Annotated in this window: 22 protein-coding genes; 4 read left to right on the top strand and 18 right to left on the bottom strand. The window is 68.6% G+C overall.

Features of this window, described 5'->3' with window-relative positions:
• The coding region (locus tag ABTZ43_RS00650) for a LacI family DNA-binding transcriptional regulator (protein WP_350537507.1) at window positions 1–290 on the bottom strand (290 nt) is incomplete at its 3' end.
• A gap of 104 nt (window positions 291–394) precedes the next feature.
• Between ABTZ43_RS00650 and ABTZ43_RS00645 the strand changes: the two genes are divergently transcribed.
• Together ABTZ43_RS00645 and ABTZ43_RS00640 are read left to right on the top strand one after the other, a co-directional pair.
• Window positions 395–1528 carry a glycoside hydrolase family 172 protein gene (locus ABTZ43_RS00645; protein WP_350537506.1) on the top strand — a complete coding sequence of 378 codons (1134 nt, stop codon included), beginning with the start codon at window positions 395–397 and terminating at the stop codon, window positions 1526–1528.
• Window positions 1529–1536: 8 nt separating this feature from the next.
• Window positions 1537–2124, top strand: a complete 588-nt coding sequence (locus ABTZ43_RS00640; protein WP_350537505.1) for a hypothetical protein — start codon at window positions 1537–1539, stop codon at window positions 2122–2124.
• Window positions 2125–2159: 35 nt separating this feature from the next.
• On the opposite strand, the gene ABTZ43_RS00635 is transcribed toward ABTZ43_RS00640, so the two are convergent.
• From ABTZ43_RS00635 to ABTZ43_RS00580, 12 genes are all read right to left on the bottom strand, one after another.
• Window positions 2160–3272, bottom strand: a complete 1113-nt coding sequence (locus tag ABTZ43_RS00635) for a glycoside hydrolase family 183 protein (RefSeq protein WP_350537504.1) — start codon at window positions 3270–3272, stop codon at window positions 2160–2162.
• Window positions 3273–3315: 43 nt separating this feature from the next.
• Window positions 3316–4221 carry a carbohydrate ABC transporter permease gene (locus ABTZ43_RS00630; RefSeq protein ID WP_082539290.1) on the bottom strand — a complete coding sequence of 302 codons (906 nt, stop codon included), beginning with the start codon at window positions 4219–4221 and terminating at the stop codon, window positions 3316–3318.
• Window positions 4221–5147 (bottom strand): carbohydrate ABC transporter permease, encoded by a 927-nt coding sequence (locus ABTZ43_RS00625; RefSeq protein WP_045252900.1) that lies wholly within the window; start codon window positions 5145–5147, stop codon window positions 4221–4223. Before ABTZ43_RS00625 ends, ABTZ43_RS00630 begins: the two co-directional genes overlap by 1 nt.
• A gap of 87 nt (window positions 5148–5234) precedes the next feature.
• Window positions 5235–6602 carry an ABC transporter substrate-binding protein gene (locus ABTZ43_RS00620; protein WP_045252899.1) on the bottom strand — a complete coding sequence of 456 codons (1368 nt, stop codon included), beginning with the start codon at window positions 6600–6602 and terminating at the stop codon, window positions 5235–5237.
• A 166-nt stretch (window positions 6603–6768) separates the two neighbouring features.
• Entirely contained in the window at window positions 6769–7959 is a 1191-nt protein-coding gene (locus ABTZ43_RS00615) for a glycoside hydrolase family 183 protein (RefSeq protein ID WP_350537503.1), read from the bottom strand.
• 112 nt (window positions 7960–8071) lie between these two features.
• Window positions 8072–9769 carry a long-chain-fatty-acid--CoA ligase gene (locus ABTZ43_RS00610; protein ID WP_350537502.1) on the bottom strand — a complete coding sequence of 566 codons (1698 nt, stop codon included), beginning with the start codon at window positions 9767–9769 and terminating at the stop codon, window positions 8072–8074.
• A 34-nt stretch (window positions 9770–9803) separates the two neighbouring features.
• Entirely contained in the window at window positions 9804–10673 is an 870-nt protein-coding gene (locus tag ABTZ43_RS00605) for a dihydrodipicolinate synthase family protein (RefSeq protein ID WP_149422091.1), read from the bottom strand.
• The gene (locus ABTZ43_RS00600; RefSeq protein WP_149422090.1) at window positions 10670–12325 is read right to left on the bottom strand and encodes a tripartite tricarboxylate transporter permease; all 1656 of its coding nucleotides are present in this window, start codon (window positions 12323–12325) and stop codon (window positions 10670–10672) included. Before ABTZ43_RS00600 ends, ABTZ43_RS00605 begins: the two co-directional genes overlap by 4 nt.
• Window positions 12322–12858: a tripartite tricarboxylate transporter TctB family protein gene (locus ABTZ43_RS00595; RefSeq protein WP_350537501.1), complete on the bottom strand. Its 537-nt coding sequence runs from the start codon at window positions 12856–12858 to the stop codon at window positions 12322–12324. The genes ABTZ43_RS00600 and ABTZ43_RS00595 overlap by 4 nt, the downstream gene beginning before the upstream one ends.
• A 79-nt stretch (window positions 12859–12937) precedes the next feature.
• Window positions 12938–13906, bottom strand: a complete 969-nt coding sequence (locus tag ABTZ43_RS00590) for a tripartite tricarboxylate transporter substrate binding protein (protein ID WP_350537500.1) — start codon at window positions 13904–13906, stop codon at window positions 12938–12940.
• 103 nt (window positions 13907–14009) lie between these two features.
• Window positions 14010–14675 carry a GntR family transcriptional regulator gene (locus ABTZ43_RS00585; protein WP_056414926.1) on the bottom strand — a complete coding sequence of 222 codons (666 nt, stop codon included), beginning with the start codon at window positions 14673–14675 and terminating at the stop codon, window positions 14010–14012.
• A gap of 83 nt (window positions 14676–14758) precedes the next feature.
• Window positions 14759–15199 (bottom strand): DoxX family protein, encoded by a 441-nt coding sequence (locus tag ABTZ43_RS00580; RefSeq protein WP_056414923.1) that lies wholly within the window; start codon window positions 15197–15199, stop codon window positions 14759–14761.
• Window positions 15200–15405: 206 nt separating this feature from the next.
• On the opposite strand from ABTZ43_RS00580, the gene ABTZ43_RS00575 reads away from it, so the two are divergent.
• A complete protein-coding gene (locus ABTZ43_RS00575) occupies window positions 15406–16050 on the top strand; it encodes a Pr6Pr family membrane protein (RefSeq protein ID WP_235564052.1) in 645 nt (214 codons plus the stop codon).
• 77 nt (window positions 16051–16127) lie between these two features.
• Here ABTZ43_RS00575 and ABTZ43_RS00570 read toward each other — a convergent pair whose 3' ends face one another.
• A complete protein-coding gene (locus ABTZ43_RS00570) occupies window positions 16128–17546 on the bottom strand; it encodes a flavin monoamine oxidase family protein (RefSeq protein ID WP_350537499.1) in 1419 nt (472 codons plus the stop codon).
• 183 nt (window positions 17547–17729) lie between these two features.
• On the opposite strand from ABTZ43_RS00570, the gene ABTZ43_RS00565 reads away from it, so the two are divergent.
• Window positions 17730–18263, top strand: coding sequence for a hypothetical protein (locus ABTZ43_RS00565; protein ID WP_350537498.1), 534 nt, complete (start codon window positions 17730–17732; stop codon window positions 18261–18263).
• A 31-nt stretch (window positions 18264–18294) separates the two neighbouring features.
• On the opposite strand, the gene ABTZ43_RS00560 is transcribed toward ABTZ43_RS00565, so the two are convergent.
• From ABTZ43_RS00560 to dnaK, 4 genes are read right to left on the bottom strand one after another with little or no spacing between them, the layout of a single operon-like run.
• On the bottom strand, window positions 18295–18732 hold the full coding sequence (locus ABTZ43_RS00560) for a heat shock protein transcriptional repressor HspR (RefSeq protein WP_149422085.1): 438 nt from the start codon (window positions 18730–18732) through the stop codon (window positions 18295–18297).
• A 46-nt stretch (window positions 18733–18778) separates the two neighbouring features.
• Complete coding sequence (locus ABTZ43_RS00555; protein ID WP_056414916.1) at window positions 18779–19768, bottom strand: DnaJ C-terminal domain-containing protein; 990 nt, start codon at window positions 19766–19768, stop codon at window positions 18779–18781.
• 7 nt (window positions 19769–19775) lie between these two features.
• A complete protein-coding gene (locus ABTZ43_RS00550) occupies window positions 19776–20417 on the bottom strand; it encodes a nucleotide exchange factor GrpE (protein ID WP_056414912.1) in 642 nt (213 codons plus the stop codon).
• A gap of 2 nt (window positions 20418–20419) precedes the next feature.
• Complete coding sequence (gene dnaK, locus ABTZ43_RS00545; protein ID WP_056414909.1) at window positions 20420–22285, bottom strand: molecular chaperone DnaK; 1866 nt, start codon at window positions 22283–22285, stop codon at window positions 20420–20422.
• Window positions 22286–22564 lie beyond the last annotated feature (279 nt).

Genomic DNA, 22564 nt, shown 5'->3' with positions numbered 1-22564 from the left:
TCGGAGTTGCACAGCACGACCGAGTACCCGGCCTCCGAGGCGACGTCCTCGACCCCGCGGGCCATCTCGGTGAAGTACGGATTCTCGATGTCCGGGATCACGAGGGCGATGACCTCGGAGCTCTGCCTCCGCAGGGTCCGCGCCGTGCGGTTGGGGGTGAAGTTCAGCTTCGCGGCCGCGTCGCGCACGGCGGCGACCTTGTCCTCCGAGACGCTCGTCCCGTTGAACACGCGCGACACTGTGGCGGGAGAGACCTTCGCCAGTTCCGCGACGTCGTAGATCGTGGCCATTCGAACCTCACTGCTTCGTCCGGCTGCACCGGATGTGAAGCAACAGTATCGCGCACGCCTCCGATCTCTGGAGTTCTCGGGTGAAATCGATTACATTGGCGCCCATGACTTCTGCTGCCTCGGATCTCGCGACCCTCGCAACGCTGCGACAGGTCCAGACCCGCTCCATCTCCCCTGAGAACTTCGACGGATCCGCTGGGGGCGGAGGCCGGGCCACCGAGGGCACGGGCGCATCCTGCGCCCGCGACCTCGGGCCCGGCTGGAAGATCTCCCCCAGCGTCGACGTCAAGGCGGGCGCGACCTTCGACCTCGCGAACATCGAGGGCGCGGGCAAGATCACCCACATCTGGATCACGACCCACACCGACAACTGGCGCACCCTGCTGCTGCGCGCCTATTGGGACGGCGCCGAGGAGCCGGCGGTCGAGGTGCCGTACGGCGACTTCTTCTGCAACGGCTGGGGCGTGTTCGCCCAGGTGAACTCGCAGACGATCGCCGCGAACCCGCACGGCGGCTTCAACTCGTACTGGCCGATGCCCTTCCGCGACGGGGCGCGCCTCACGATCGAGAACACCTCGACGGTCGACGTGCGCATCTACTTCCAGGTCACGTACGAGATCGGCGGCGACCACTCGAACGACGCGTACTTCCACGCGCAGTGGCGGCGTTCCAACCCGCTCGAGGACCGCACCCCGCACGTGATCCTCGAGGGCATCGAGGGGCAGGGCCAGTACGTCGGCACATACATCGCCTGGGGCGTGAACTCCAACGGATGGTGGGGCGAGGGCGAGATCAAGTTCTACCTCGACGACGACACCGACTATCCGACGATCGCCGGAACCGGCACCGAGGACTACTTCGGCGGCGCGTGGAACTTCGACATCCCCGGCACGGGCTACACCGAGTTCTCCACCCCGTACCTCGGCATGCCGCAGGTCATCAGGCCCGACGGGCTGTACGTGAGCCAGCAGCGGTTCGGCATGTACCGCTGGCACCTGCTCGACCCGATCCACTTCGCGACCGGCATCCCCAGGGTCGACATCCAGGCTCTCGGCTGGCGCAGCGGATGGCGCTATCTGCCCCTGCGCGACGACATCGCCTCGACGGCGCTGTTCTACCTCGACCGGCCGACCGCGCGTCGGCCGAAGACGCCGTCGGCCGACGACCTGGAGGTGCACCTAGGAACGGCCCCGGTGCCCGACATCGGCGCCACCCCGCCGCGCGCCCCGCAGGACTAGGACGGCGAATGCTCTTCTCCGTGACGGGCGCGAGCGCTGCCGGAAAGTCGACGGTGCTCGCGCATCTCGAGAACGTCGCTTGGGGCGTCCCGATCCGGCTCGTGGAGTTCGACTCCCTGGGTGTTCCCGCCGGAGCCGACACGGCATGGCGACACGGTGCGGTAGAGCACTGGGTCGCCGATGCCCGTGAGCACGAGAAGCGCGGCGTTCACACCGTGCTGTGCGGCCAGGTTCCGATGGGCGAACTCCTCGCCGCACCGTCGGCGGACCGGCTCACCGGCATCGCTGTCTGTCTCCTGCACTGCTCGCCGGAGGAGCGGACGGCGCGCCTGCTCCGCCGCGGCGAGCATCCTGACGCGATCGTGCACCACAACCGCTTCGGCGAGTGGTTCCTGGCGCACACTCTCGACCCCCGGCATGCCCCCGAGGTCATCATGGTCGCCAGCGAGACCCCGATGCAATGGTCCCGGTGGAGCGACCTCGAGGCCGGCGATCCGGCGTGGGAGGCGGAGATCATCGATACGGATGCGATGACCCCACGCGAGGTGGCCGTGGCCGTCGAGGCGTGGATCCGACACGGACTCGCATCGGCCTGACCGGGCCAGCACCGGGCACTGTGCCAGCGCCGTGTCTAGACGAGCCCCTGCACTCGGAACTGCTCGGAGTGGTACACGCTGTTGTCGGCGGTCTTCCACTGACTGACGCTGAGGTGCAGATCCGACAGCGTCGACCCGGGGATGATGTACCCGCCGTACAGCTGCGCCACGTGCGAGGCATCCTCCTGCCCCCACTCGCTGCCGTACAGCAGCGTCGTCTTGGTCGCGGTGTACAGGTTGTCGGTCGGGGTGTTCAGCACCATCGCGTCGATCCGGTACGCCGGCGCGTTGAACCATGTGAGGATCCACTTGCCGCCGAGCGGTCGCAGGCACATCTCGCCGAACCCGCCGGAGAGCACCTCCGTGACCGGCTTGCCCCATCCCCACGAGCCGTTCGCGAAACCCCAGGGCTGGTACGCCGAGAGAGTCGTCATGCTGTTCGACGGCACCCGGTAGAGCACGATGCCCTTGTCGCGCTGGAACCCGGTGCCGTAGATGTACACGTAGCCGTCGCTGCCCAGACCCCAGGTGATGCACTGGAACTTCCCACCCGCCATGTCCGCCGGGAACTGCAGCCCGGTGTGCTGCCAGGTGGCACCGTTGTCGTCCGACTTCCACAGTTCCGTCCAGCGGACGGCCCCGAACTGCGGCCCGTTCACGATCGCGTGCAGGTACATGCGCGATCCGATCGTGATCACGTCCGAGGGGATCACCGTGGTGAAGTACGCATCGTGCGGGTAGTACCAGAGCTGGGGAGCGGTGCCCTGGGTGTTCGCGCCCGCCCCGGCGGCGCCGTTGAACGTCACCCCGGCCTCGAGGTTCGTCGACGACGAGTACAGCGCGACCGGCGAGCGCCAGTTCGCACCTCCCACTGCGTCCGCCCAGGTGTCGCCGAACATGAACAGCATCCGCCCATCGGGAGTGCGGGCGGGGATGCCGAGGTCGGTCGCCCCTATTCCGTACTGCGCGGGACTCTGCGTGCCGGCGAGCACGGTGATCCGCGACACCGTGAGCGGGCCTGCGGCGGATGCCGGTGCGGCGGCGCCGATGCCGACGGCGGGTGCGGCCAGCATCCCGGCGCCGAGCGCGAGCGCGCCCTGCAGCATGCCGCGGCGGGTGATGAGTGGAGGTGTGTGCTGTTCGGTCATCGTCGACCTCTTTCCGTGTGGGTGTCGCTCTCTGTCGGCCGGCCTACTTGAGCCCGGCCATCTTGATGTTGCCGATGATCTGGCGCTGGAAGACGAGGAACAGGATCATCACGGGCGCGGCGGCGAGCACCGAGCCCGCCATGAGCAGCCCGAGCTCGCTGGTGCGCTCCGAGCGGAACGTCGCGAGGAACTGCTGCACCACGAAGCGCTCGGGGGTCGTGATCGTCAGGATCGGCCAGACGTAGGAGTTCCAGTACGCGAGGAAAGAGGTGATGCCCATGACCACGAACGGCGGCTTCGACAGCGGCAGGAAGATGCGCACGAAGATGGCGAAGCGACCGCATCCGTCGAGCATCGCCGCCTCCTCGAGGCTGGCCGGGATGTTCAGGTAGAACTGCCGGATGAAGAACACCGTGCCGGCGCTCGCCGCCCCGGGCAGCACGAGCACGGCCAGCGTGTCGAGCATCGACAGCCGGGTGACGACGATGAAGCTCGTCAGCAGGATCGTCATGCCGGGGATGAACATCGTCGTGATCACGATGACCCAGATCGTCCGCTGGAACCGGAAGTCGAGCCGGGCGAACGCGTAGGCCGCGAGGGAGTTGATCGTCAGGCTCAGGAAGGTGAAGAGCACCGCTCCGCCGAAGGTCCACAGCATCGTGCGGGTGAAGGTGGGGTCGGCGAGGATCTGCGCGTAGTTCTCCCACCGCCACACCTCGGGGAAGAACTGGAACGGGGTCTGGATGACCTCCGTCTTCGACTTGAACCCGGCGATGACCATCCAGGCGAGCGGGAACAGCGCCGCCACGAGGAACACGCCCCCGGCGAGGAGCTTGGCGATGACGGTGATCCACGAGCCCGGGGTCTTGGGCAGGTGCGATCGACGCGACGGCTCGGTGCCGGCGAGCACGATGGCGCGCGTGGTGTCCTGCGGCGCGATGGTGACCATCAGTCCACCAGCCTCTCGGAGTTGACGAACTTGAAGACGATCGCCGACACCGTGCCGAGCACGACGAACATGACCAGCGCGGCGGCGATCGAGTAGCCGACGTTGATGTCGTTGCGGAAGTGGTTGAAGATGAACAGGTTCGGCAGCGTCGTCGAGTCCAGCGGACCGCCACCGGTCATCACGAGCGGCAGCTCGAACTGCTGGATCGCGGCGACGAACCCGGTGATCAGCAGGTACAGGATGATGTTCTTCATCTGCGGCAGCGTGATGTACGCCGTCTTCTGCCACCAGTTCGCCCCCTCCATCGCCGCCGCCTCGTAGTACTCGGTGGGGATGTCGACCATCGCGGCGACCATGATGAGCGAGGTCAGCCCCATGCCCAGCCAGATCGCGGGGATCGCGATCGCGAGCAGCGCCCAGGCCGGGTCGCCGATCCACGCGATGGGGTCGATGCCGAAGATCCCGAGGAACCAGTTGAGGAGTCCGCCCGAGTAGTCGTACATCAGCACGAAGACGATCGAGGTGATGACCGAGGAGATGATCGTCGGGATGTAGATGCTGACCTTGAGGATGCCGGCGAAGCGGCGCGACACGCTCACGACGAGGCTGGCGAAGAAGAACGCCAGCAGCAGCATGGGCGGCACGGTCATCGCGACGAACGCGAATCCACGGCCGACCGACGCCCAGAACAGCGGATCGCTCAGAACGGCGGTGAAGTTGCGGAACCCGACGAACTCCGGGTCCTTGTAGAAGCTCCAGTTCTGGAAGGAGAGGAATCCGGCGTAGATCGCCGGCCAGACCACGAAGATGCCGAGAAGGGCGACCACCGGCAGGAGGAAGAGGTACGCGACCTTCGTGTCACGGTACTTCCGGGCATCCGCGCGGTGTCTCACCGCCCGCCGCTCCGTCGAGACTGCACTGACCATCGTTCACTCCACCCGTTCTCTCGCTGTCTTCGTCCACTGCGTGATTCCGGGGGTCGGCGCGCACGCCGACCCCCGGAACGGCACGGGCTACTGGCTGGGTGCCTTGTCGGCGAGACCCTCGCGGTCGATGACCGTCTGGATCGCCTTGTCCGCAGTGTCGATCGCGGCATCCGGCGACGCGGACCCCTTCATGACCGACTCGAACGCGGTGCCGACCGCGAGCGACACGTCCCACGGGTAGGTGGGCTCGGGGATCGCGTTCGGGGCGATGTCCTCGGTGATGATCGACGACCAGGGGGCGTCGGCCGCCGCGGGGTCGGCGGCGACGGCGTCCTGCACGGACTGGCGCACCGGCGCCTTGGTGAACTGCGTGTCGACGAAGAACGGCACGAGGTTCTCGGGATCACCGGCGATGGCCCAGGAGAGGAACGTGCCCGCGGCCTCTGCGTTCTTGGTCTTCGCATCGATGACCCACTTGAAGTTGCCGAGTGTCGTCGACGTGCGGCCGTCGGCGTCGCTGGAGCTCACCATCGCGCCGATGCCCGTCTTGTCGAGGACATCGGGGTAGTCCGAGCCGATCTCCGACAGCATCCACGATCCCGACACCTTGAAGGCGACCTTCTGCTCGCCGAAGTCCTTGCCTCCGCCGTAGTCGGCGAGCGGCTGCTTGGGCATGTAGCCCTTGTCCCACAGCGTCTTGTACTGCGCCATCATGTCGCGGTAGCCGTCGTCGTCGATGTTCGGCCCGGTCCAGTCGTCGTTGAGCGCGGTGTGCCCCGCGAAGTTGTACTGCTGGCCCACGGTCGACCAGGCGAAGGTCGCGGCGTCCTGTGCCGGTGAGATGCAGTACTGGCCGTCACCGAGGGTGGGCTGGATCTTGGCGCAGGCGTCCAGCAGCTCGTCCCAGGTGGTCGGGCCCTGGTCGGCGTCGACGCCGGCGGCGTCGAGCATGTCCGTGTTCCAGAACAGCACGGCCTGCGGCTCGAGCAGGAGGGGGTAGGCGTAGTACGTGCCGTCGATCTCGGACACCGGCTTGGCGGCATCCGAGATCTCCGCCAGGGCGTCATCGGGGACGATGCCGTCGAGCTCGTGCAGCTGTCCGGCGTTCACGGCATCCTGGATGCTGCCGGGGTGGGTGTAGATGTCGGGGGCCTTGCCCGCCGCCTGCGCGGCCTTCATCTTCTGATCCCACGCGTCACCGGGCACCTGGGTGCCGACGACCTTGATCTCGTCCTGGGAGTCGTTGAACTTCTTGATGATGCCCTCGTACCACTCGTTCTCGACCGGCGTGAAGTTGCGGTGCCAGAACTGGATCGTGGTGACGCCGGCCTCTGCGCCGTCGCCGCCGGCGGACTCGCCCGGGGTTCCGGACCCGCAGCCGGCGAGCATCGCTCCGACGGTGAGAGCGCCGACTGCGGCGACCGCCGCCCTGCGCGTGCGTGGGGTGATTCTCATGGTTCCTCCTCAGGAACGGACTCCTCATCGAGTCGCTGCTGTGTGTCCGGCTGTCACCGGCGGGCTCCGGCCGAACCTGACGATCATCGGTGATCGGGTATGCGCCACAGTAAGCGAAATCGATTTCATGCGCAAGCGAATTCGCGAGCGATCTCGCCGACCGTTCTCAGTCGACGCGGTCCAGATCCGCGGAGAACCAGAAGACGTTGTACGGCCCCCACAGGGAGAGGGTGAAGTGGATCCGACGCCCGTCCTCGGTGACGTACCGCGGATTCAGGTAGGGCGAGTACAGCCCCTCGTAGTCACTGCCGGACACCAGCTCCAGCGGTTCACCCCACGGCCCCCAGGGCGTGAGGCCCTCGCGGATGTACGCGTTCCCGGCATCGGAGTACGTCATGATCCACCGCTCGAGATAGGTGGACCACATCACCGAGAGCTCTCCGATCGTGCCCTCCACGACGGTCGCAGCGTCCGCCATGTCAGAGCTCCACCGCGGCGTCTCCCCCTCCGTCCCGGCGAAGTACGAGTAGGCGGACTGGTCCTCGACCGCATCCTCCGTCGCCTCGACGCGCATGAGCTGCACGCTGCCGAAACGACCGGACGGGATGGACCAGAAGTAGATCCAGTCCGTGCCGCCCTCGCTCACCCGCGCCGTCGCCACCTGCACGAAGTTCGAGTCCCCCGGCCACTCGACGCCCTCGACCGGCTGCCAGCTCTCGCCGCCGTCCCGCGAGACGATGAGCGCGGCACGGTTGGCATCCCAGGCACCGGGCTCCCCCCAGAAGCGCACCGACATGTACGACACGTACATCGTCTCGCCGATCGTGAACCCGTATGTGGGGATCTTCGTCACCTCACCCTCGGCGCCGTTCGCGTCGTGATCGCCCTCGATCAGCGCGGCGGCGAGGCCGATGTCGTCCTCCACCCAGCCCTCGAAGTCGATGCCGTCGGAGGGGTCGTCGTCGGTGGTCCAGGCCGCGACGTTCGACCGCCAGAATCCGCCCTGGCCGCCGATCGATTCGGGATCACGCTCGCCGAACGTGTCGCCGAAGAGGAAGAACGTGCGGTCGCCGAGGTTCACCATCGAGCCGAGATCGGTGCCGGCGACCGAGACCGCTGCGGTGTCGTTCATGGCGTCGGGACCGGTGAGCTGCGCGATCTCGGTGAGGTTCGAGACCCCCTCCAGCACGAACGGCCGGTCGGGATCGGGGTCGACGCTCACCGGCTGCTCCCCTCCCCCGGCACCGGAGCAGCCGGCGAGTGCGAGGACGACCGCGACGGAGGCCGCGGCGAGACGACGGCGGCGCCGACGGGCGGTCGGAAGGGTGGGGACGGGGGTCGGTGCGACACGGTGCATGATCCTCCTCGATCAGCGTTGCTGTGCCCCGAACCTAGCGAAATCGATTTCAGAAAACCAGCCCACGCGAGGGGATCCGTCCGCGGGCGGCCCCGCCGTCGGGACGCCCGGGTCAGTCGTCGAGCATCCGATCGCGCACCTGGCGACGTAGCACCTTGCCGATGAGCGACCGCGGCAGCTCGTCGACCGCGACCACGCGCTTGGGCACCTTGTAGGGGGTGAGCCTGGTGCGGCAGAAGTCACGCAGGGCCCCGGCGTCGAGTGTCGCGCCGTCTCGCAGCACCACCGCGGCGGCGACCTCCTCGCCTCCGCTCGCGCGGGGCAGGCCGACCACGGCGGCGGCGACCACATCGGGGTGCGCCTCGAGTGCGTCCTCGACCTCGGTGGGCGAGACGTTGAAGCCACCGGTGATGATGAGCTCTTTGAGGCGATCGACGATCGTGACGAACCCGTCGGCCGAGACCTCGGCGATGTCGCCGGTGCGCAGCCAGCCGTCGGCGAGCAGCACATCGGCGGTGTCTCCGGGACGCCGCCAATAGCCCTGGAAGACCTGGGGACCGCGCAGCAGCAGCTCGCCGCGCTCGCCCGCAGGCATGTCGACGTCGGTGTCGGCGGGATCGACGATGCGGATCTCGGTGCTGGGGAACGGCACTCCGACGGTGCCGGGGCGCCGGCTCGGACCGATCGGGTTCCCGAGGGCGACGGGCGAGCTCTCGGTCATGCCGTAGCCCTCGACCAGGAGACCGCCGGTCGCTTCCTCCCACTTCTGCACCGTCGCCACCGGCAGGCTCATCGCCCCGGAGATCGCGAATCGCACCGTCGACAGGTCGATCGTGCCGCGCGCTGCCGCACGGGCGAGCTGGTCGTAGATCGGCGGTACGGCGGGCAGGAACGTGGGCGGACTCGTGCGCGCCGCCTTCGTGACCAGCCCGAGGTCGAACGTCGGGAAGAGAACCAGCTTCGCCCCGATGCTCATGGCGAAGGTCAGGCAGAGCGTCATGCCGTAGGCGTGGAACAGCGGCAGCACCCCGTAGAAGGTCTCCTCGCCGTCGACCAGGCCCGGCACCCACGCGCGTCCCTGCATCGCATTCGCCCGCAGGTTCGCGTGCGTGAGGATCGCTCCCTTGGGGATGCCGGTCGTGCCGCTGGTGTACTGCAGCAGCGCCGTGTCCTCGAGCGTCGGGCCCGCAACCTTGCGGGAGAGCGGGCGGTGATCGACCAGCTTCTTCCAGGGCAGCGCCCGCCGTGTCTTCGGCGCGGCCGTGAGCTTCGCCCGGGCAGCCCGGGCCTTCGGGACGGGCAGCCGCAGCAGCATGCGCTGCGAGGCGGGCATGGCCTCGGTCAGATCGACGCTGACGATGTGCTCGACCCGCAGATCCGACGGGAACTCGGCGATCGTGTCGATGGTCCTGTTCCAGACGATCGCCACCTTCGCGCCGTGGTCCTCGAACTGGTGGCGCAGCTCCCGAGCGGTGTAGAGCGGGTTGTGCTCGACGACCACCGCGCCGAGGCGCAGAGCGGCGTAGAACGCGATGACGTGCTGCGGGCAGTTCGGCAGCACCAGCGCGACCCGGTCGCCTCGGCTCACGCCCAGGCGCCGCAGCCCCTCGGCCGCGCGCAGGATCCGGTCTCCGAGCTCGCGATAGGTGGTGACCGCCCCGAAGAACTCCAGGGCCGGCCGCCGGCCGTAGGTCGCGACACTCGCCGAGATCATCTCCGACAGGGTCTGCGTCGGCGCGTCGATCTCGGCGGGCACGCCCGCGGCATACGAGTCGAGCCAGGGCCGGGAGTCATGCGAGTTCGCGGGCATGACCCCATCCTCCCCGACCCGGCTGTGAGAATCGCTACCGGTTCGCGGCGACCACCTGGGCGACGGCGGCACGCTCGTCGTCGGACGGCTCGGCGATCGCCATGCGGCAGTGCGTGTCGACCACGTCGAGCACGCGGTACGCCTCTTTCATGCGGGCCATGTCTCCGCCGATCAGAGACACGACGTCGTCGACCGCGGCCTGGGCCGACGCGATCGCCGCGGCATCGCCCGAGCGACCGGCATCCGCGAGAGCGCGGAACGGCTTCGGGGTGACCGACGAGACACCCGAGACGACGCCCTGCGCACCCACCTGCACCGCAGCGATCAGGTCGCGGTCGGCACCGGTGTAGAGGTCGAAGTCGGCGGGAACCACGGCGCGGTACGCGGCGATCTCGTCGAGCGACAGCTCGCTGAGCTTCGCTCCCACCACGTTCGGCAGCGCGGCCAGGCGCACGAGAAGATCGGGCGAGACGGTGTTGCCGCTGCGCGCGGGGTAGATGTACACGTAGAGGCGCCCGTCGCCGACGGCATCCGAGACCGCTCGGTAGTAATCGAAGATCGCGTCTTCGGTCGACTTCAGGTAGTACGGGGTGAGCGCGGCGAACTCCGTCGCGCCGAGGCCCTTGGCGATCTCGACCAGGCGCACGGCCTCGAAGGTGCTGGGCTGGCCGACGTGCACGATCACCCGCATCTTGTCGGCGAGCTCCTCGAGGGCCGCCCCCACGAGCGCGGTGAACTCCGCGACGTCGACGGCGGGGAACTCCCCCGTGGTGCCGAGCACGAACGCGCCCTCGTTGCCCGACTGCCCGACGAAGCGGAAGATCGCACGCGAGCCTTCCAGGTCGAGGCTGCCGTCGCGGTGGAACGCCGTGGGAACGGCGGTCACGATGTCGTAGCGGGTCACTTCTCGGTCTCCTTGGAGTTCTTGCGCGCCCTGCGGCTCGCACGGGATGAGGTGTCGACGTTGCGGACGGTCGAGGTGAGCAGGTCGGGGTCCGCGGCGAGCTCGTCGTGGGCCTTCTCGATCTGCTCGACCGTCGATGCGGAGAGGATCGAGTCCTCGAGCGAGGCCCGTTCTCCGCGCGGAGAGCGGGCGGCGCGGATCGCCGGCATCACGATCGAGAGCACGGCGAGCGCGAGCAGCACGAGCGCAATCGGGCTGACCACCTCGAAGAACGGACGCGTCGGCAGGATCGCCAGCGTGCGAGCCAGGTTCTCCTCGGCCAGCGGGCCGAGCAGCAGGCCGAGCACGATGGGGCCGGCGGGCACCTGCATCCGCTTCAGCATCACCCCGATGACGCCGAACACGAGCATCGTGACGACGGTCGACAGGCTGTTCGAGGTGGCATACGTGCCGATGATGCAGAAGATCAGGATGCCGCTCCACAGGTACGGCTGGGGCACGTCGAGCAGCTTCACCATGCCCTTCATGCGCACGAGGCTCAGGGCGAGCGAGAGCAGCGTCGCGACGAGCATGATCCCGACGATCGAGACCACCAGGTCGGGGCGGTTGGTGAACAGGGTCGGACCGGGCGTGATGCCCCAGATGATCATCGAGCCGATCATCACGGCCATCACCGAGTCGCCGGGGATGCCGAGGGCCATCGTGGTCGTGAGCGAACCGCCGAGCGTGGCGCTGGAGGCCGTGTCGGAGGCGGCGACGCCCTCGATGGATCCCTTGCCGAACATCTCCGGGTGCTTCGAGGCCTTGCGCGCGCGCTCCCAGCCGATGAGCCCTGCGATGTCGCCACCCGCGGCGGGGATGAGGCCGACGCCGAGGCCGACGGCACCGCCGACCGCGGTCGCACGGCCGCTCTGCGTCAGCTCCGAGCGGTTCGGCCACCAGCGGCCGAGGCTCGAGATGGGGCGGACGTTGCTCTTGCGGTACGTGAGCAGCTGATCGAAGAGCTCGGCGATCCCGAAGAGGCCGATGATCACGGCGATGAAGTTGACGCCCTCGACGAGTTCGAGCACCCCGAACGTGAAGCGCTGGTCTGCGGTGGCCGCATACGTCCCGACGGTGCCGAGCATGAGGCCGAAGAGACCGGCGAGGATGCCCTTGAGCATCGACTTCGACGAGATGCCGATCATGATCGAGATGCCGAACACGACCAGCGCGAACAGCTCGGGCGATTTGAAGTAGTCGCGGGCGAAGCTCGCGATCGGCACCGCGGCGACGGCGAAGAGCACGAGCGAGGCGAGGATGCCGACGGCCGAGACGATCGCCGAGATCGTCAGCGCGAGGCCCGCTCTGCCCTGCTTGGCCATCGGATAGCCGTCGAGCGTGGTGGCGATCGACGCCGGGGTGCCGGGGGTGTTGATGAGGATCGAGGGCACCCTGTCGCCGAAGTTCGCCGCGACGTAGATGGTGAGCAGCACCGCGAGTCCCTGGACGGGCTCGAGGGTCATCGTGAACCCTGCGGCGAGGGCGACGGCCATGGTCGCGGTGATGCCGGGGAAGGCGCCGACCATGAAGCCGAGCAGGAGCCCCACGAGCATGTAGAGCAGGATCGAGATGTCGAGGAGCGAGTTCAGCCCCTCCATGAGCGCGTTCACAGCGGGATCCTCAGGAGCATGCCGAACACGACGTAGACGAACGCCGTGACGGAGACGGAGTAGATGATGAGGCTCAGCCAGCGGCGGTGGCCGTAGAGGAGCATGAGCGCGGCCATCAGCAGCGCGGCGGCGACCGGGAAGACCTCGATGCGATAGCCGAACAGGATGACGGTTCCGAGCGACCAGACGGCGATGAAGACGCCGGAGATCGCCAGGGTGGCGATGACGCGGAGCATCCCTCCGGACTGGATGCGGTCGAGATCCTCGCGACCGGGGGCCGGGCGGGTGAGGGCCACCGCGAGCACGGCGAGCGCGATGACCACGGCGGTGACCGCGATGACCATCGGCCAGAAGCGGGCATCGATCTGACCGGGTGCGGCCTCACGGCGCAGCGGGATCTGCGTGGAGAGGAAGAGGTACCCGGCGCTGAACGCGAGGGCGACGACCCCGAAGGCGATCTCGAGCGGTCGGGAGGCGGGTGCGCCCTGGTGCTCGTCCGGTGCGGCCGGGCTCGTGACGTCGGCGTGCGACATGATGCTCCTTCCCTGGTTCGATGTACGGCGTGGGTGATGCGGGGCCGGAGATGAGCCCGGCCCCGCGGTCCCGGGCCGGTCAGCCCAGGAGGTCCTTGAACAGGTCGAACTGCTCGTTCACGAACGTGGTCCACTCCGCGGAGTCGCGGTAGACGACGAGGTTGCCGGCATCCTTCTGGAAGGTCTGGTAGCCGTCGGAGTCGACCGCCTGCTTCACGGCCGACTCGAGCTCGCTCTTCACGTCGTCGGGCAGACCCTTGGGGGCGTAGATGCCGCCCCAGCCGCCGAAGACGACGTCTTCGCCGATGGCCTCGTCGACGGTGGGCACGTCCTCCGCGTCGGGGTGACGCTCGTCGTTCATGACGCCGAGGATGCGCACGGCCTCGCCCTGCGCCAGCGCCTCACCGAGTCCCGACACCGCAGCGACGGTCTCGCCGGATGCCGCGGCAGCGACCGCCGTCGCGCCACCGTCGTAGGGCACGGGCGAGAACGTCGCGTCGGTCGCATCGCCGAGGCCGATGGTCGCCGCCTCCCAGATCGATCCGGCGCCGGAGTTCGCGACCGTGACGGCCCCGGACTTCGCCCGGTCGACCAGATCCTCCAACGACTCGATGCCGCTGTTCGCGCCGACCGTGATGACGCCGGGAGCCAGCATGATCTGACCCAGCAGGTCGAAGTCATCCGGCAGCACGTTGGCGCTCTGGGTGGTGTTGAGCATCGCGATCTCGACGGGGGCGAATCCGATGACGTAGCCGTCGGGGTCCTGCGCTCCGACGTACTCCATGGCGAGGGCGCCTGCCGCGCCCGGCATGTTCTCGGGGATGACGCTGACGCCGAGGATCCCCTCGAGCTCGGTGGCGAGGGCACGCGACGACAGGTCGGAGCCGCCGCCGGGGTTCGCCTGGATGATCAGGCGGATGTCGTTCTCGGGAAAGGCGGATGCCGCATCCTCACCCTCTTCGACCTTCGTGCAGGCCGACAGGACGAGGGCGGTGGCGGCGACGGCCGCGATCGCGGCGGCGGCCCGGGTGATGCGCATGCGGGGCATCTTTGCTCCTCTACGTGGGTCGACCTTGTTGTCGACTCTCAGACCGTAGCAGCGTTTACTGTTAACAGTCAACACCAGAAGGCGCCGAGGCCCCCGATCGTGATCAGGCGGGTCGGTCGGCGAGCTCGCTCAGCATCCGATCCCTGGCGCCGTCGAGGTGGGCGGTCAGCACGGCGGCCGCCTGCTTCGGGGTGCCGGTGCGCATCACGTCCATCAGCCGCACGTGGTCGTCCGACGACTCATGCAGATCGTCATCGTGATTGATCGTCACCTCGAGGAGCGCGGTGAAGGTCGGCAGGTACTGGCTCCATGCCCCCTGCAGGCGCGGGTGGTCGGCGAGCGCGTAGATCTGGGAGTGGAACTCCAGGTCCGCGGCGACGAAGGCGGCATGATCGCCGCTGTCTGCCGCCGCACCCATCCGCTCGACCGCTGCGGTCATCGAGGCCCACCGCTCGTCGTCCTCGACCCGCATCGCCCGCGAGAGCGCGAGCTGCTCGAGGGCGCCCCGCAGGCTGTAGAGCTGATCGACGTCGTCCTGCGAAAGACCGGTGATGTAGACGCCGCGAGGGCGCTGCACCTCGACGAGCATCTCGAAGCTCAGCTGCGTGAGCGCGTCGCGGATCGGACCGCGGCTCACCGAGAACTCCTCGGCCAGCGCCTCCTCGGTGATGCGGGCTCCGGGTGCGAGCTCCCCGCGGACGATGCGCTGGCGGAGCACCTGAGCGACCTGCACTCCGAGGGACTCCCCGCGCTTGACGGACTCTGTCACGGTGACCTCCTGTTAACTGTCGACAGCATACACACGAACGGGGAGCGCCTTCCGGCACTCCCCGTTCGTGATCCTGCTCGTGATCAGCTGAGCCAGGCCGGGGCGCGCCCGCGCAGGAACGCGCCGTCGAGCGAGAAGCGGCCTGCACCGCTGAACGCCAGCGCGAGGGCGGCGGCGCCCAGCACGGCGACGAACTCGTATCCGCCCTCACCGACCCAGAGCCCCGCCGGCAGGTGCACGGCGAACAGCGCCACGACCATGTCGACCGCGAGGATGACGCCGACCGGGCGCGTGAAGAGACCGAGGGCGAGCAGGATGCCGCCGATGAGCTCGACGAACGCGACCAGAGGCGCGGCGATCTCGGGGAACGGGATGCCCATGCCCTCGAAGCTGCCGATGGTGCCGGGAATCGTGTACTCGAAGATCTTCTGCGCGCCATGGGCGGCGAAGATGACGCCGACCACGATGCGCAGGACGAGGAGTCCCAGCGAGGCGGCGGCGGAGGGGGCGGTGGTGTTCGTCATGAGGAGATGTTCCTTCGTGGCAGGACACCGCGCGCCAGGCGCGGAGCAGGGTGGATCCCTTCTCTCCACGCTAGGAAACCGACCTTTCCCTCTCCTGTGTGCAGCGCGCGACGCGCTCGCCGCCCGACACCTTCCGTAGACTCGCCGGATGGCGCGGTTCGCGTCCGGACGACGATGGGCGCAGCCGGGAAGGGGCAGGGGCGAAGGTGAGGGCACGATCGCTCTTCGGCGTGCTGCGCCTGGTCACAGCCGCCGTCTGCACGGTCGCGCTAGTGCACCGTCTCTTCTGGGGACTGAGCTCGCGGACGATCGCCGGCGAGAACTTCTTCGCCTATCTGACGGTGCAGTCCAACTGCGCGCTCGTGGTGGTCCTGCTGACCGGGACGGTGCTCGCCTTCATCCGCGCGACCGATCCGCGGTGGTTCACCGTGTCGCTGGCCCTCGTGCTCACCTGGACGATCACCGCAGGACTCGCGTTCGCGCTGATCGTCTGGCAGGCGGGTCTGCGCGGCATCCGCGTCGACGTGCCCTGGTCGGATCAGGTGCTGCACTTCTGGCTGCCCGCGTGCACCGCGATCGCCTGGGTCCTCACGCCGGGGCACCGCGGCGTGCCGTGGTGGGTGGTTCCGACGGCGCTCGCGTTCCCCCTCGCGTGGGGCGGCGTGACCCTGTGGCGCGGCCCCTCGGTGGGCTGGTACCCGTACTACTTCCTCGACCCGCGTCAGGTGTCGGGTCCGCCGGAGTTCCTGCTCACCAGCGGTATCGCACTCGCGATCTTCGCCCTGGTCGCCACGGTGATCGTGCTGGTGAGCCGCATGCGCCGGCGCGGCGGCGAACGCCCCGAGGTGTGACGCACGCGGCCCGCCCGGTGCGGGGTCAGGGCATGCGGGTCAGGGCTCCGCCGTGCGAGGTCAGAGCGTGCAGGGGGTCAGGGCGTCGTGGCGAGGAAGGGAGCGAGCGAGGAGATCGCCGCCTCCAGGGCCTTCTGGTCGTCGAGCTCGGCGAACTCGCCCGCCGCATCGCCACCGACGATCCCGACGAGCACGTTCTCCCCGGTCGCGGGCTGCAGGTTCACCCAGGTGCGGATCAGCGCATCGCCGCCGACCGCATGCCAGACGGTGGGCGCATCCGCATCCGCATCCGCATCGTCGCCCTGCGCGCCTGCGGCCCCCTCGGGAGGCGTAGCCGTCGCCAGGGGGTCGTCGAAGCGCAGCCATACGGTCTCGATGCGCCCCATGCCCAGGTCGGCGATCGCCCCTCGATGCCCGAAGGGCAGCGCCGGGGCGAACTGCATGCCGTCGCTCTGCAGCACGCCGAGCGGCACGGTGAGCAGGACACGGTCGAACGACAGGGATTCCCCGGATGCGATGCCGAGGCTGACGCCCGCCTCGTCGTAGGCGACGCGTCCGACGGGCGACGACAGGCTCAGCCGGGCGCCCTCGAGCAGGGTGTCGAAGACCGGCGTCAGGTCGCCGAGCGGCGCCACGTCTCCCTCCGCGGGGAGCGCCGGGGGGAACCAGGTCGACTGCTCGTCGGCATCGGAGCCGGAGGAGGCTGCGATCGCGGCGAGGAGCGCGGCGAGCCCCGGTTCCTCGACATCGACGCCGGCGGCGCCGAGCGCGTCTTCGAGCGAGGAGTCGGTCAGCGCCTGCTGCGCGGCCGTGATGGCGGACTCGACGGGATCGACCGACGGCGCATCGACATCGCCCTCGCCCGATCTCCACCAGGAGCCGGCGATCGGGGCGGTGCGGACGTCGAGCGTGTCGAGCGTCTCGATCAGTGCGGCGTCGGATGCGCCGAGCAGCCAGCCCCCGAGTTGGGCCGGGAACGGCCAGGCGTCGTCGTCCACGACCGACTGGATGCGTCCGCCGACGCGATCCCGCGCCTCGAACACCGTCACCTCGAGCCCGTCGGCCACGAGCAGCGAGGCCGCCGTCGCTCCGGCGAGACCCGCGCCGATGATCGCCACGCGCTCCCCTCGATCGGCGGCGCGCAGCAGCTGCGCGGCCGCGCGCTCTCCCGAACGGATCGCGGCCCCGACAGTACCCGGGGCCTCCGTGTCGGTCGCCTCGCCGGCGAAGAACAGGCGCTCGTCGATCGGTTCGGCCAGAGCGTCCCGCGCACCGGCGAGCACCCCGACCGGGGTGAAGCTGGCCGCGCCGAGCGCGAAGGCGTCGGTCGACCACGCGCTGCGCGCGAACGCCGCCGGCGTGATCGTGTCGGTGGTCGGCTGCGGCGTCGGCGAGCGGTCGGGCGTGGGCGACGGCGCCGGCTCGGGCGTACAGGAGGCCAGAAGGACCCCGAGAACACCGGCTCCGGCGCCGATCAGCAGTGTGCGACGCGTCATCCTCATCGTGTCGCAACGATACCGCGCGCGGATGGACGCGCGTGCGGCATGCCGGCGGCGGACCTCTCCTGCACCGACGCGGGGAGCACTCGGACTGTCCCCCGAGCAGTGGGGATAGGGACGGTCGCCATCGGCGAGCGACATCACACTGCCATTCTGGCTCGACGCTCGGAGGATGGAGACATGGCGATGAACGACCCTCAGATCTGGACACTCATCGGAGTGTTCGGCGCGGTGATGATCGGAGTGGTGACGGTCATGACCACCCAGTTCAGCAGAGTGATCCGAGCCGAGATCGGCCGGCTCGACGGCACCCTCACCGGCAGCATCGGCCGGCTCGACGGCACCCTCTCCGGCAAGATCGGGGCGCTCGACGGCACCCTCTCGGGCAAGATCGAAGCACTCGACGGCACCCTCTCCGGGAAGATCGAGGCGCTCGACCATCGCTTCACCGGCCAGATCGACGCACTCGACCATCGCCTCACCGGCCAGATCGACGCACTCGACCATCGCCTCACCGGCCAGATCGACGCACTCGACCATCGCCTCACCGGCCAGATCGACGCACTCGACCATCGCCTCACCGGCCAGATCGAAGGTGTCGAAGGGCGGCTCAGCAGCAGGATCGATGCACTCGATTCACAGCTGAACGGTCGCATCGACACACTCGACAAAGAAGTGGCCGACATCGCGACCCGGTTCTTCGGAGCAGCCTGACTGCCGACGTCGGCAGCGATCGGCAACTATCTCAGCCGCGGCCGCTGCCGCTGCCGGGGCGCCAGAGGACGACGTCGGTCGACCTGCGCAGACGACGGCCACCCGGCATCGGGATGACGCCGGCGGACCCTGCCGCGAACACGCGGACGCCGGGACGGTTCTCGCGCTCTGCGCGCAGTGCCGCATCGAGCTCGGCCACCCGTCGCTGCAGCATCCGGTTCTCGTCTTCGAGATCGAGCACGCGCGCGATCGCGGGAAGACTCACTCCCTCGGACGAGAGCTGGGCGACCTCGCGCAGCTGCTCGATGTTGCGGCGGGAGTACCGCCGCGAGCCGCCGGAGGTGCGGCCGGGCACGACGAGGCCGATGCGGTCGTACTGTCGCAGCGTCTGCGGGTGCATGCCGGCGAGCTCAGCGGCGACGGCGATCGCGAACACCGGGGTGTCGGCATCCACTCGTCGTTCAGTCACGGTGAATCCCTCCTGCCTCGGTGTTCGCGATCCTCGTCATCATCTTCTAGCGGCGCGCCTTCGCCATGAGCTCGGCACGCGGGTTCTCGGACGGCTCCAGGGACTGGAACTTCTCCAGAGCCTCCCTGGCTGCCTCATCGAGGTGCGTCGGCACCGCGATCTGCAGCTCGGCGAGCAGATCGCCCGTGCCCTTCGTCGTCGTGACACCGCGTCCCTTGACCCGCAGCACACGGCCCGACGGGGTGCCGGGCGCGACGCGGAGCTTCACGGTGTCGCCGCTGAGCGTCGGCACCTCGATCGTCGCGCCGAGGGCCGCCTCGGTGAACGTCACCGGCACGACCACGCGCAGGTTGAGCCCCTCGCGGGTGAACACCGGATGCGGTCGCACGGCGATCTGCACGACGACATCGCCGTTCTCCCCGCCGTCCGGCGAGGGCCTGCCGCGTCCGCGCAGCCGGATCTTCTGACCGTCGGCGACACCGGCGGGGATCTTCACCTTGAACGGCTTGCCGTCGTCGCCCTGCAGACTGATCGTCTCGCCCTGCACCGCTGTCGCGAAGTCGAGCGTCGTGCGCGCCGTGACGTCGGCACCCTTCTGGGGGCCGCCGAAGCCACGGAACCCTCCGGACGTCTGCCCGAAGCGGCCGGAGCCGAACGGCCCGCCCTGACCCTGGTTGAACATCGCGAAGATGTCCTCGAAGTCGGCGGACTGCTGCTGCCCGCGCCCCTGCTGCCCGAACCGGCTGAAGACGTCTTCGAAGCCGCCCGCACCCGAGCCACCCGCCGTGAAGCGGGCGCCCGAGCCCATCGCGCGGATCTCGTCGTACTCCTTGCGCTGTTCGGCGTCGGAGAGCACCGAGTACGCCTCGCTGACCTCCTTGAACTTCGCCTCGGCCGTCGCATCACCCTGATTGGAGTCCGGGTGATACTTGCGAGCGAGCTTGCGGTACGTCTTCTTGAGATCGGCGTCGCTGACATCCTTCGAGACCCCGAGGGTCTTGTAGAAGTCCTTGTCGAACCAGTCCTGGCTAGCCATAGATCACCTACTCGGCAGGTACGGCGACGACGACCTTCGCGGGACGCAGCTCGACGTCACCGAGGCGGTAGCCCACCTCGACGACCTCGAGCACCGTGGTCTTGTCGGCGCCGGGGGTGGGCTGCTGGAAGATGGCCTCGTGGCGCTGGGGGTCGAACTCCTCGCCCTTCTCGCCGTACGAGACCACGCCGAGCCGCTCGACCACGGCGCGCACCTTGCCCGCGATCACGGCGAAGGGGGTGCCCTCGACGAGATCCCCGTGCTGGGCCGCGCGGTCGAGGTCGTCGAGCACGGGGATGAGGCCCTTGGCGGCCTCGCCCTTCGCCCGCTCGCTCTCGACCTGACGCTGCTCCTCGGTGCGGCGGCGGTAGTTGGCGTACTCGGCCTGAAGACGCTTGAGGTCGTTCAGCAGCGTCGACTCCAGATCGGCGAGCACAGCATCCTCTGCCGCCGCCTCGCCGGTCTGGGTCGCGCCGAGGATGTCGTCGACCGTCAGATCGTCCGGCGCGCCGTCGACCGGCGTCTCATCGGATCCTTCTGCCGCCGCGGCCTCGCGCGAGTCGGGGTTCTGCGGCGAAGGGCCGGTGCTCTGCGCATCCGACCCCTCGCTGCGAACCTCGTCGTCACCTTCGAAGTTCTTGTCCGTCATGATTACTTCTTCTCGTCCTCGTCGTCCACGACCTCGGCGTCGATGACATCCTCGTCGGAGGACGAAGAGTCATCGGCCGGAGCCTCGCCCGCGGCGTCGGCGCTCGGGGCGCCCTCGGCCTGGGACTGTGCGTAGATGGCCTCGCCGATCTTGCCCTGCGACTGGTTCAGCTTGTCGAACGCGGTCTTCACGGCCTCGTCGTCCTCGCCGGCCAGTGCCGCCTTGAGCGCGTCGACGTCGGCCTTGACCTCGGTCTTCACGTCTTCGGGCAGCTTGTCGTCGTTCTCGGTGATCAGCTTGTCGATCGAGTACGCGAGCGTCTCGGCCTGGTTGCGGACCTCGGCGGCCTCGCGACGGGCCTTGTCCTCGGACGCGTGCTCCTCGGCCTCACGGACCATGCGCTCGATGTCCTCCTTCGACAGCGAGGAGCCGCCGGAGATGACGATGGACTTCTCGGTGCCCGTGCCCTTGTCCTTCGCGGACACGTGCACGATGCCGTTGGCGTCGATGTCGAACGTGACCTCGATCTGCGGGATGCCGCGGGGAGCCGGGGCGATTCCGGTGAGCTCGAACGTGCCGAGCGGCTTGTTGTCGCGGGTGAAGTCGCGCTCGCCCTGGAAGACCTGGATCGCGACGGACGGCTGGTTGTCGTCGGCCGTGGTGAAGGTCTCGCTGCGCTTGGTCGGGATGGCCGTGTTGCGCTCGATGAGCTTCGTCATCATGCCGCCCTTGGTCTCGATGCCGAGGCTGAGGGGCGTGACGTCGATGAGGAGGACGTCCTTGCGCTCGCCCTTGAGGACACCGGCCTGCAGGGCGGCACCGACGGCGACGACCTCATCGGGGTTGACGCCCTTGTTGGCCTCCTTGCCGGTCTCGCGCTTGACGAGCTCGGCGACGGCGGGCATACGCGTCGATCCGCCCACGAGGACGATGTGATCGATGTCGGCGACCTTGATGCCGGCTTCGCGGATGACGTCCTCGAACGGCTTCTTGGTGCGGTCGAGCAGGTCCTTGGTGAGGTCCTCGAACTTGGCGCGGGTGATGGTCTCGCTCAGCGACACCGGTCCGGACTCCGTCAGCGACAGGTACGGGAGGTTGATGCTGGTCGAGGTCGAGGAGGAGAGCTCCTTCTTGGCCTGCTCCGCCGCCTCCTTGAGACGCTGCAGGGCGATCTTGTCACCCGAGACGTCGACGCCGGTGGTCTCCTTGAACTGCTTGATCAGGTGGTCGACGAGGCGCTGGTCCCAGTCGTCTCCGCCGAGGCGGTTGTCACCCGAGGTGGAGCGCACCTGGATGGTCGAGAAGTCGTCGTCCTTGCCCACCTCGAGGAGGGAGACGTCGAAGGTTCCGCCACCGAGGTCGAAGACCAGGATGAGCTCGTCCTCCTTGCCCTTATCGAGGCCGTAGGCGAGAGCGGCGGCGGTGGGCTCGTTGATGATGCGCAGGACGTTGAGGCCCGAGATCTCTCCGGCCTCCTTGGTGGCCTGACGCTCGGCGTCGTTGAAGTACGCGGGAACGGTGATGACGGCATCCGTCACGGTGTCGCCCAGGTACGACTCGGCGTCGCGCTTGAGCTTCTGGAGGATGCGCGCGGAGATCTCCTGCGGCGTCCACTTCTTGCCGTCGACGTCGAAGGTCCAGTCGGTGCCGACGTGGCGCTTGACCGACGCGATGGTGCGGTCGACGTTCGTGACGGCCTGGCGCTTCGCGGTCTCGCCGACGAGCACCTCCCCGTCCTTCGTGAAGGCGACGACCGACGGGGTCGTGCGGAAGCCTTCGGCATTGGCGATGACCTTCGGCTCGCCACCCTCGAGGACGCTGACGACGGAGTTCGTCGTACCGAGGTCGATTCCAACAGCACGTGCCATGTGATTCTCCTTTGTTGCGAGGTTGATGTGGTTCGGAAAACTCTGGGCGATCGGGAAAACCTGAGTCGCGATGACTCAACTGTAGCCGGGTGCCTCGGAGGTGTCAAACAAAGTTGATATGAATTGGCTCAACTTTGCCGAGGAGCACGCCGGACTCGTCGTTGTTAGGGCACCCTCACTCGGAAGATGGCAGGATGGGAGGCAACGGACGACTCGACCCGCGAGCGCGTCCGCCGGCGGCGCCGCCCTGGTCGGCGCACCCGCGTCGGACCGCACCGC

Origin of the sequence: Microbacterium sp. NPDC097977, assembly GCF_040302605.1 — a bacterium.
Classification (GTDB): domain Bacteria; phylum Actinomycetota; class Actinomycetes; order Actinomycetales; family Microbacteriaceae; genus Microbacterium.
Note: the sequence above shows the minus strand (reverse complement) of the source record. Positions and strands in the feature narration are given on the sequence as shown.

Bases quoted from the DNA above. Each gene is read 5' to 3' on its own strand.
- ABTZ43_RS00645 (WP_350537506.1), top strand. From the start codon at position 395: ATGACTTCTGCTGCCTCGGATCTCGCGACCCTCGCAACGCTGCGACAG.
- ABTZ43_RS00640 (WP_350537505.1), top strand. From the start codon at position 1,537: ATGCTCTTCTCCGTGACGGGCGCGAGCGCTGCCGGAAAGTCGACGGTG.
- ABTZ43_RS00635 (WP_350537504.1), bottom strand. From the start codon at position 3,272: ATGACCGAACAGCACACACCTCCACTCATCACCCGCCGCGGCATGCTG.
- ABTZ43_RS00630 (WP_082539290.1), bottom strand. From the start codon at position 4,221: ATGGTCACCATCGCGCCGCAGGACACCACGCGCGCCATCGTGCTCGCC.
- ABTZ43_RS00625 (WP_045252900.1), bottom strand. From the start codon at position 5,147: ATGGTCAGTGCAGTCTCGACGGAGCGGCGGGCGGTGAGACACCGCGCG.
- ABTZ43_RS00620 (WP_045252899.1), bottom strand. From the start codon at position 6,602: ATGAGAATCACCCCACGCACGCGCAGGGCGGCGGTCGCCGCAGTCGGC.
- ABTZ43_RS00615 (WP_350537503.1), bottom strand. From the start codon at position 7,959: ATGCACCGTGTCGCACCGACCCCCGTCCCCACCCTTCCGACCGCCCGT.
- ABTZ43_RS00610 (WP_350537502.1), bottom strand. From the start codon at position 9,769: ATGCCCGCGAACTCGCATGACTCCCGGCCCTGGCTCGACTCGTATGCC.
- ABTZ43_RS00595 (WP_350537501.1), bottom strand. From the start codon at position 12,858: ATGTCGCACGCCGACGTCACGAGCCCGGCCGCACCGGACGAGCACCAG.
- ABTZ43_RS00590 (WP_350537500.1), bottom strand. From the start codon at position 13,906: ATGCCCCGCATGCGCATCACCCGGGCCGCCGCCGCGATCGCGGCCGTC.
- ABTZ43_RS00580 (WP_056414923.1), bottom strand. From the start codon at position 15,199: ATGACGAACACCACCGCCCCCTCCGCCGCCGCCTCGCTGGGACTCCTC.
- ABTZ43_RS00570 (WP_350537499.1), bottom strand. From the start codon at position 17,546: ATGACGCGTCGCACACTGCTGATCGGCGCCGGAGCCGGTGTTCTCGGG.
- ABTZ43_RS00565 (WP_350537498.1), top strand. From the start codon at position 17,730: ATGGCGATGAACGACCCTCAGATCTGGACACTCATCGGAGTGTTCGGC.
- ABTZ43_RS00555 (WP_056414916.1), bottom strand. From the start codon at position 19,768: ATGGCTAGCCAGGACTGGTTCGACAAGGACTTCTACAAGACCCTCGGG.
- ABTZ43_RS00550 (WP_056414912.1), bottom strand. From the start codon at position 20,417: ATGACGGACAAGAACTTCGAAGGTGACGACGAGGTTCGCAGCGAGGGG.
- dnaK (WP_056414909.1), bottom strand. From the start codon at position 22,285: ATGGCACGTGCTGTTGGAATCGACCTCGGTACGACGAACTCCGTCGTC.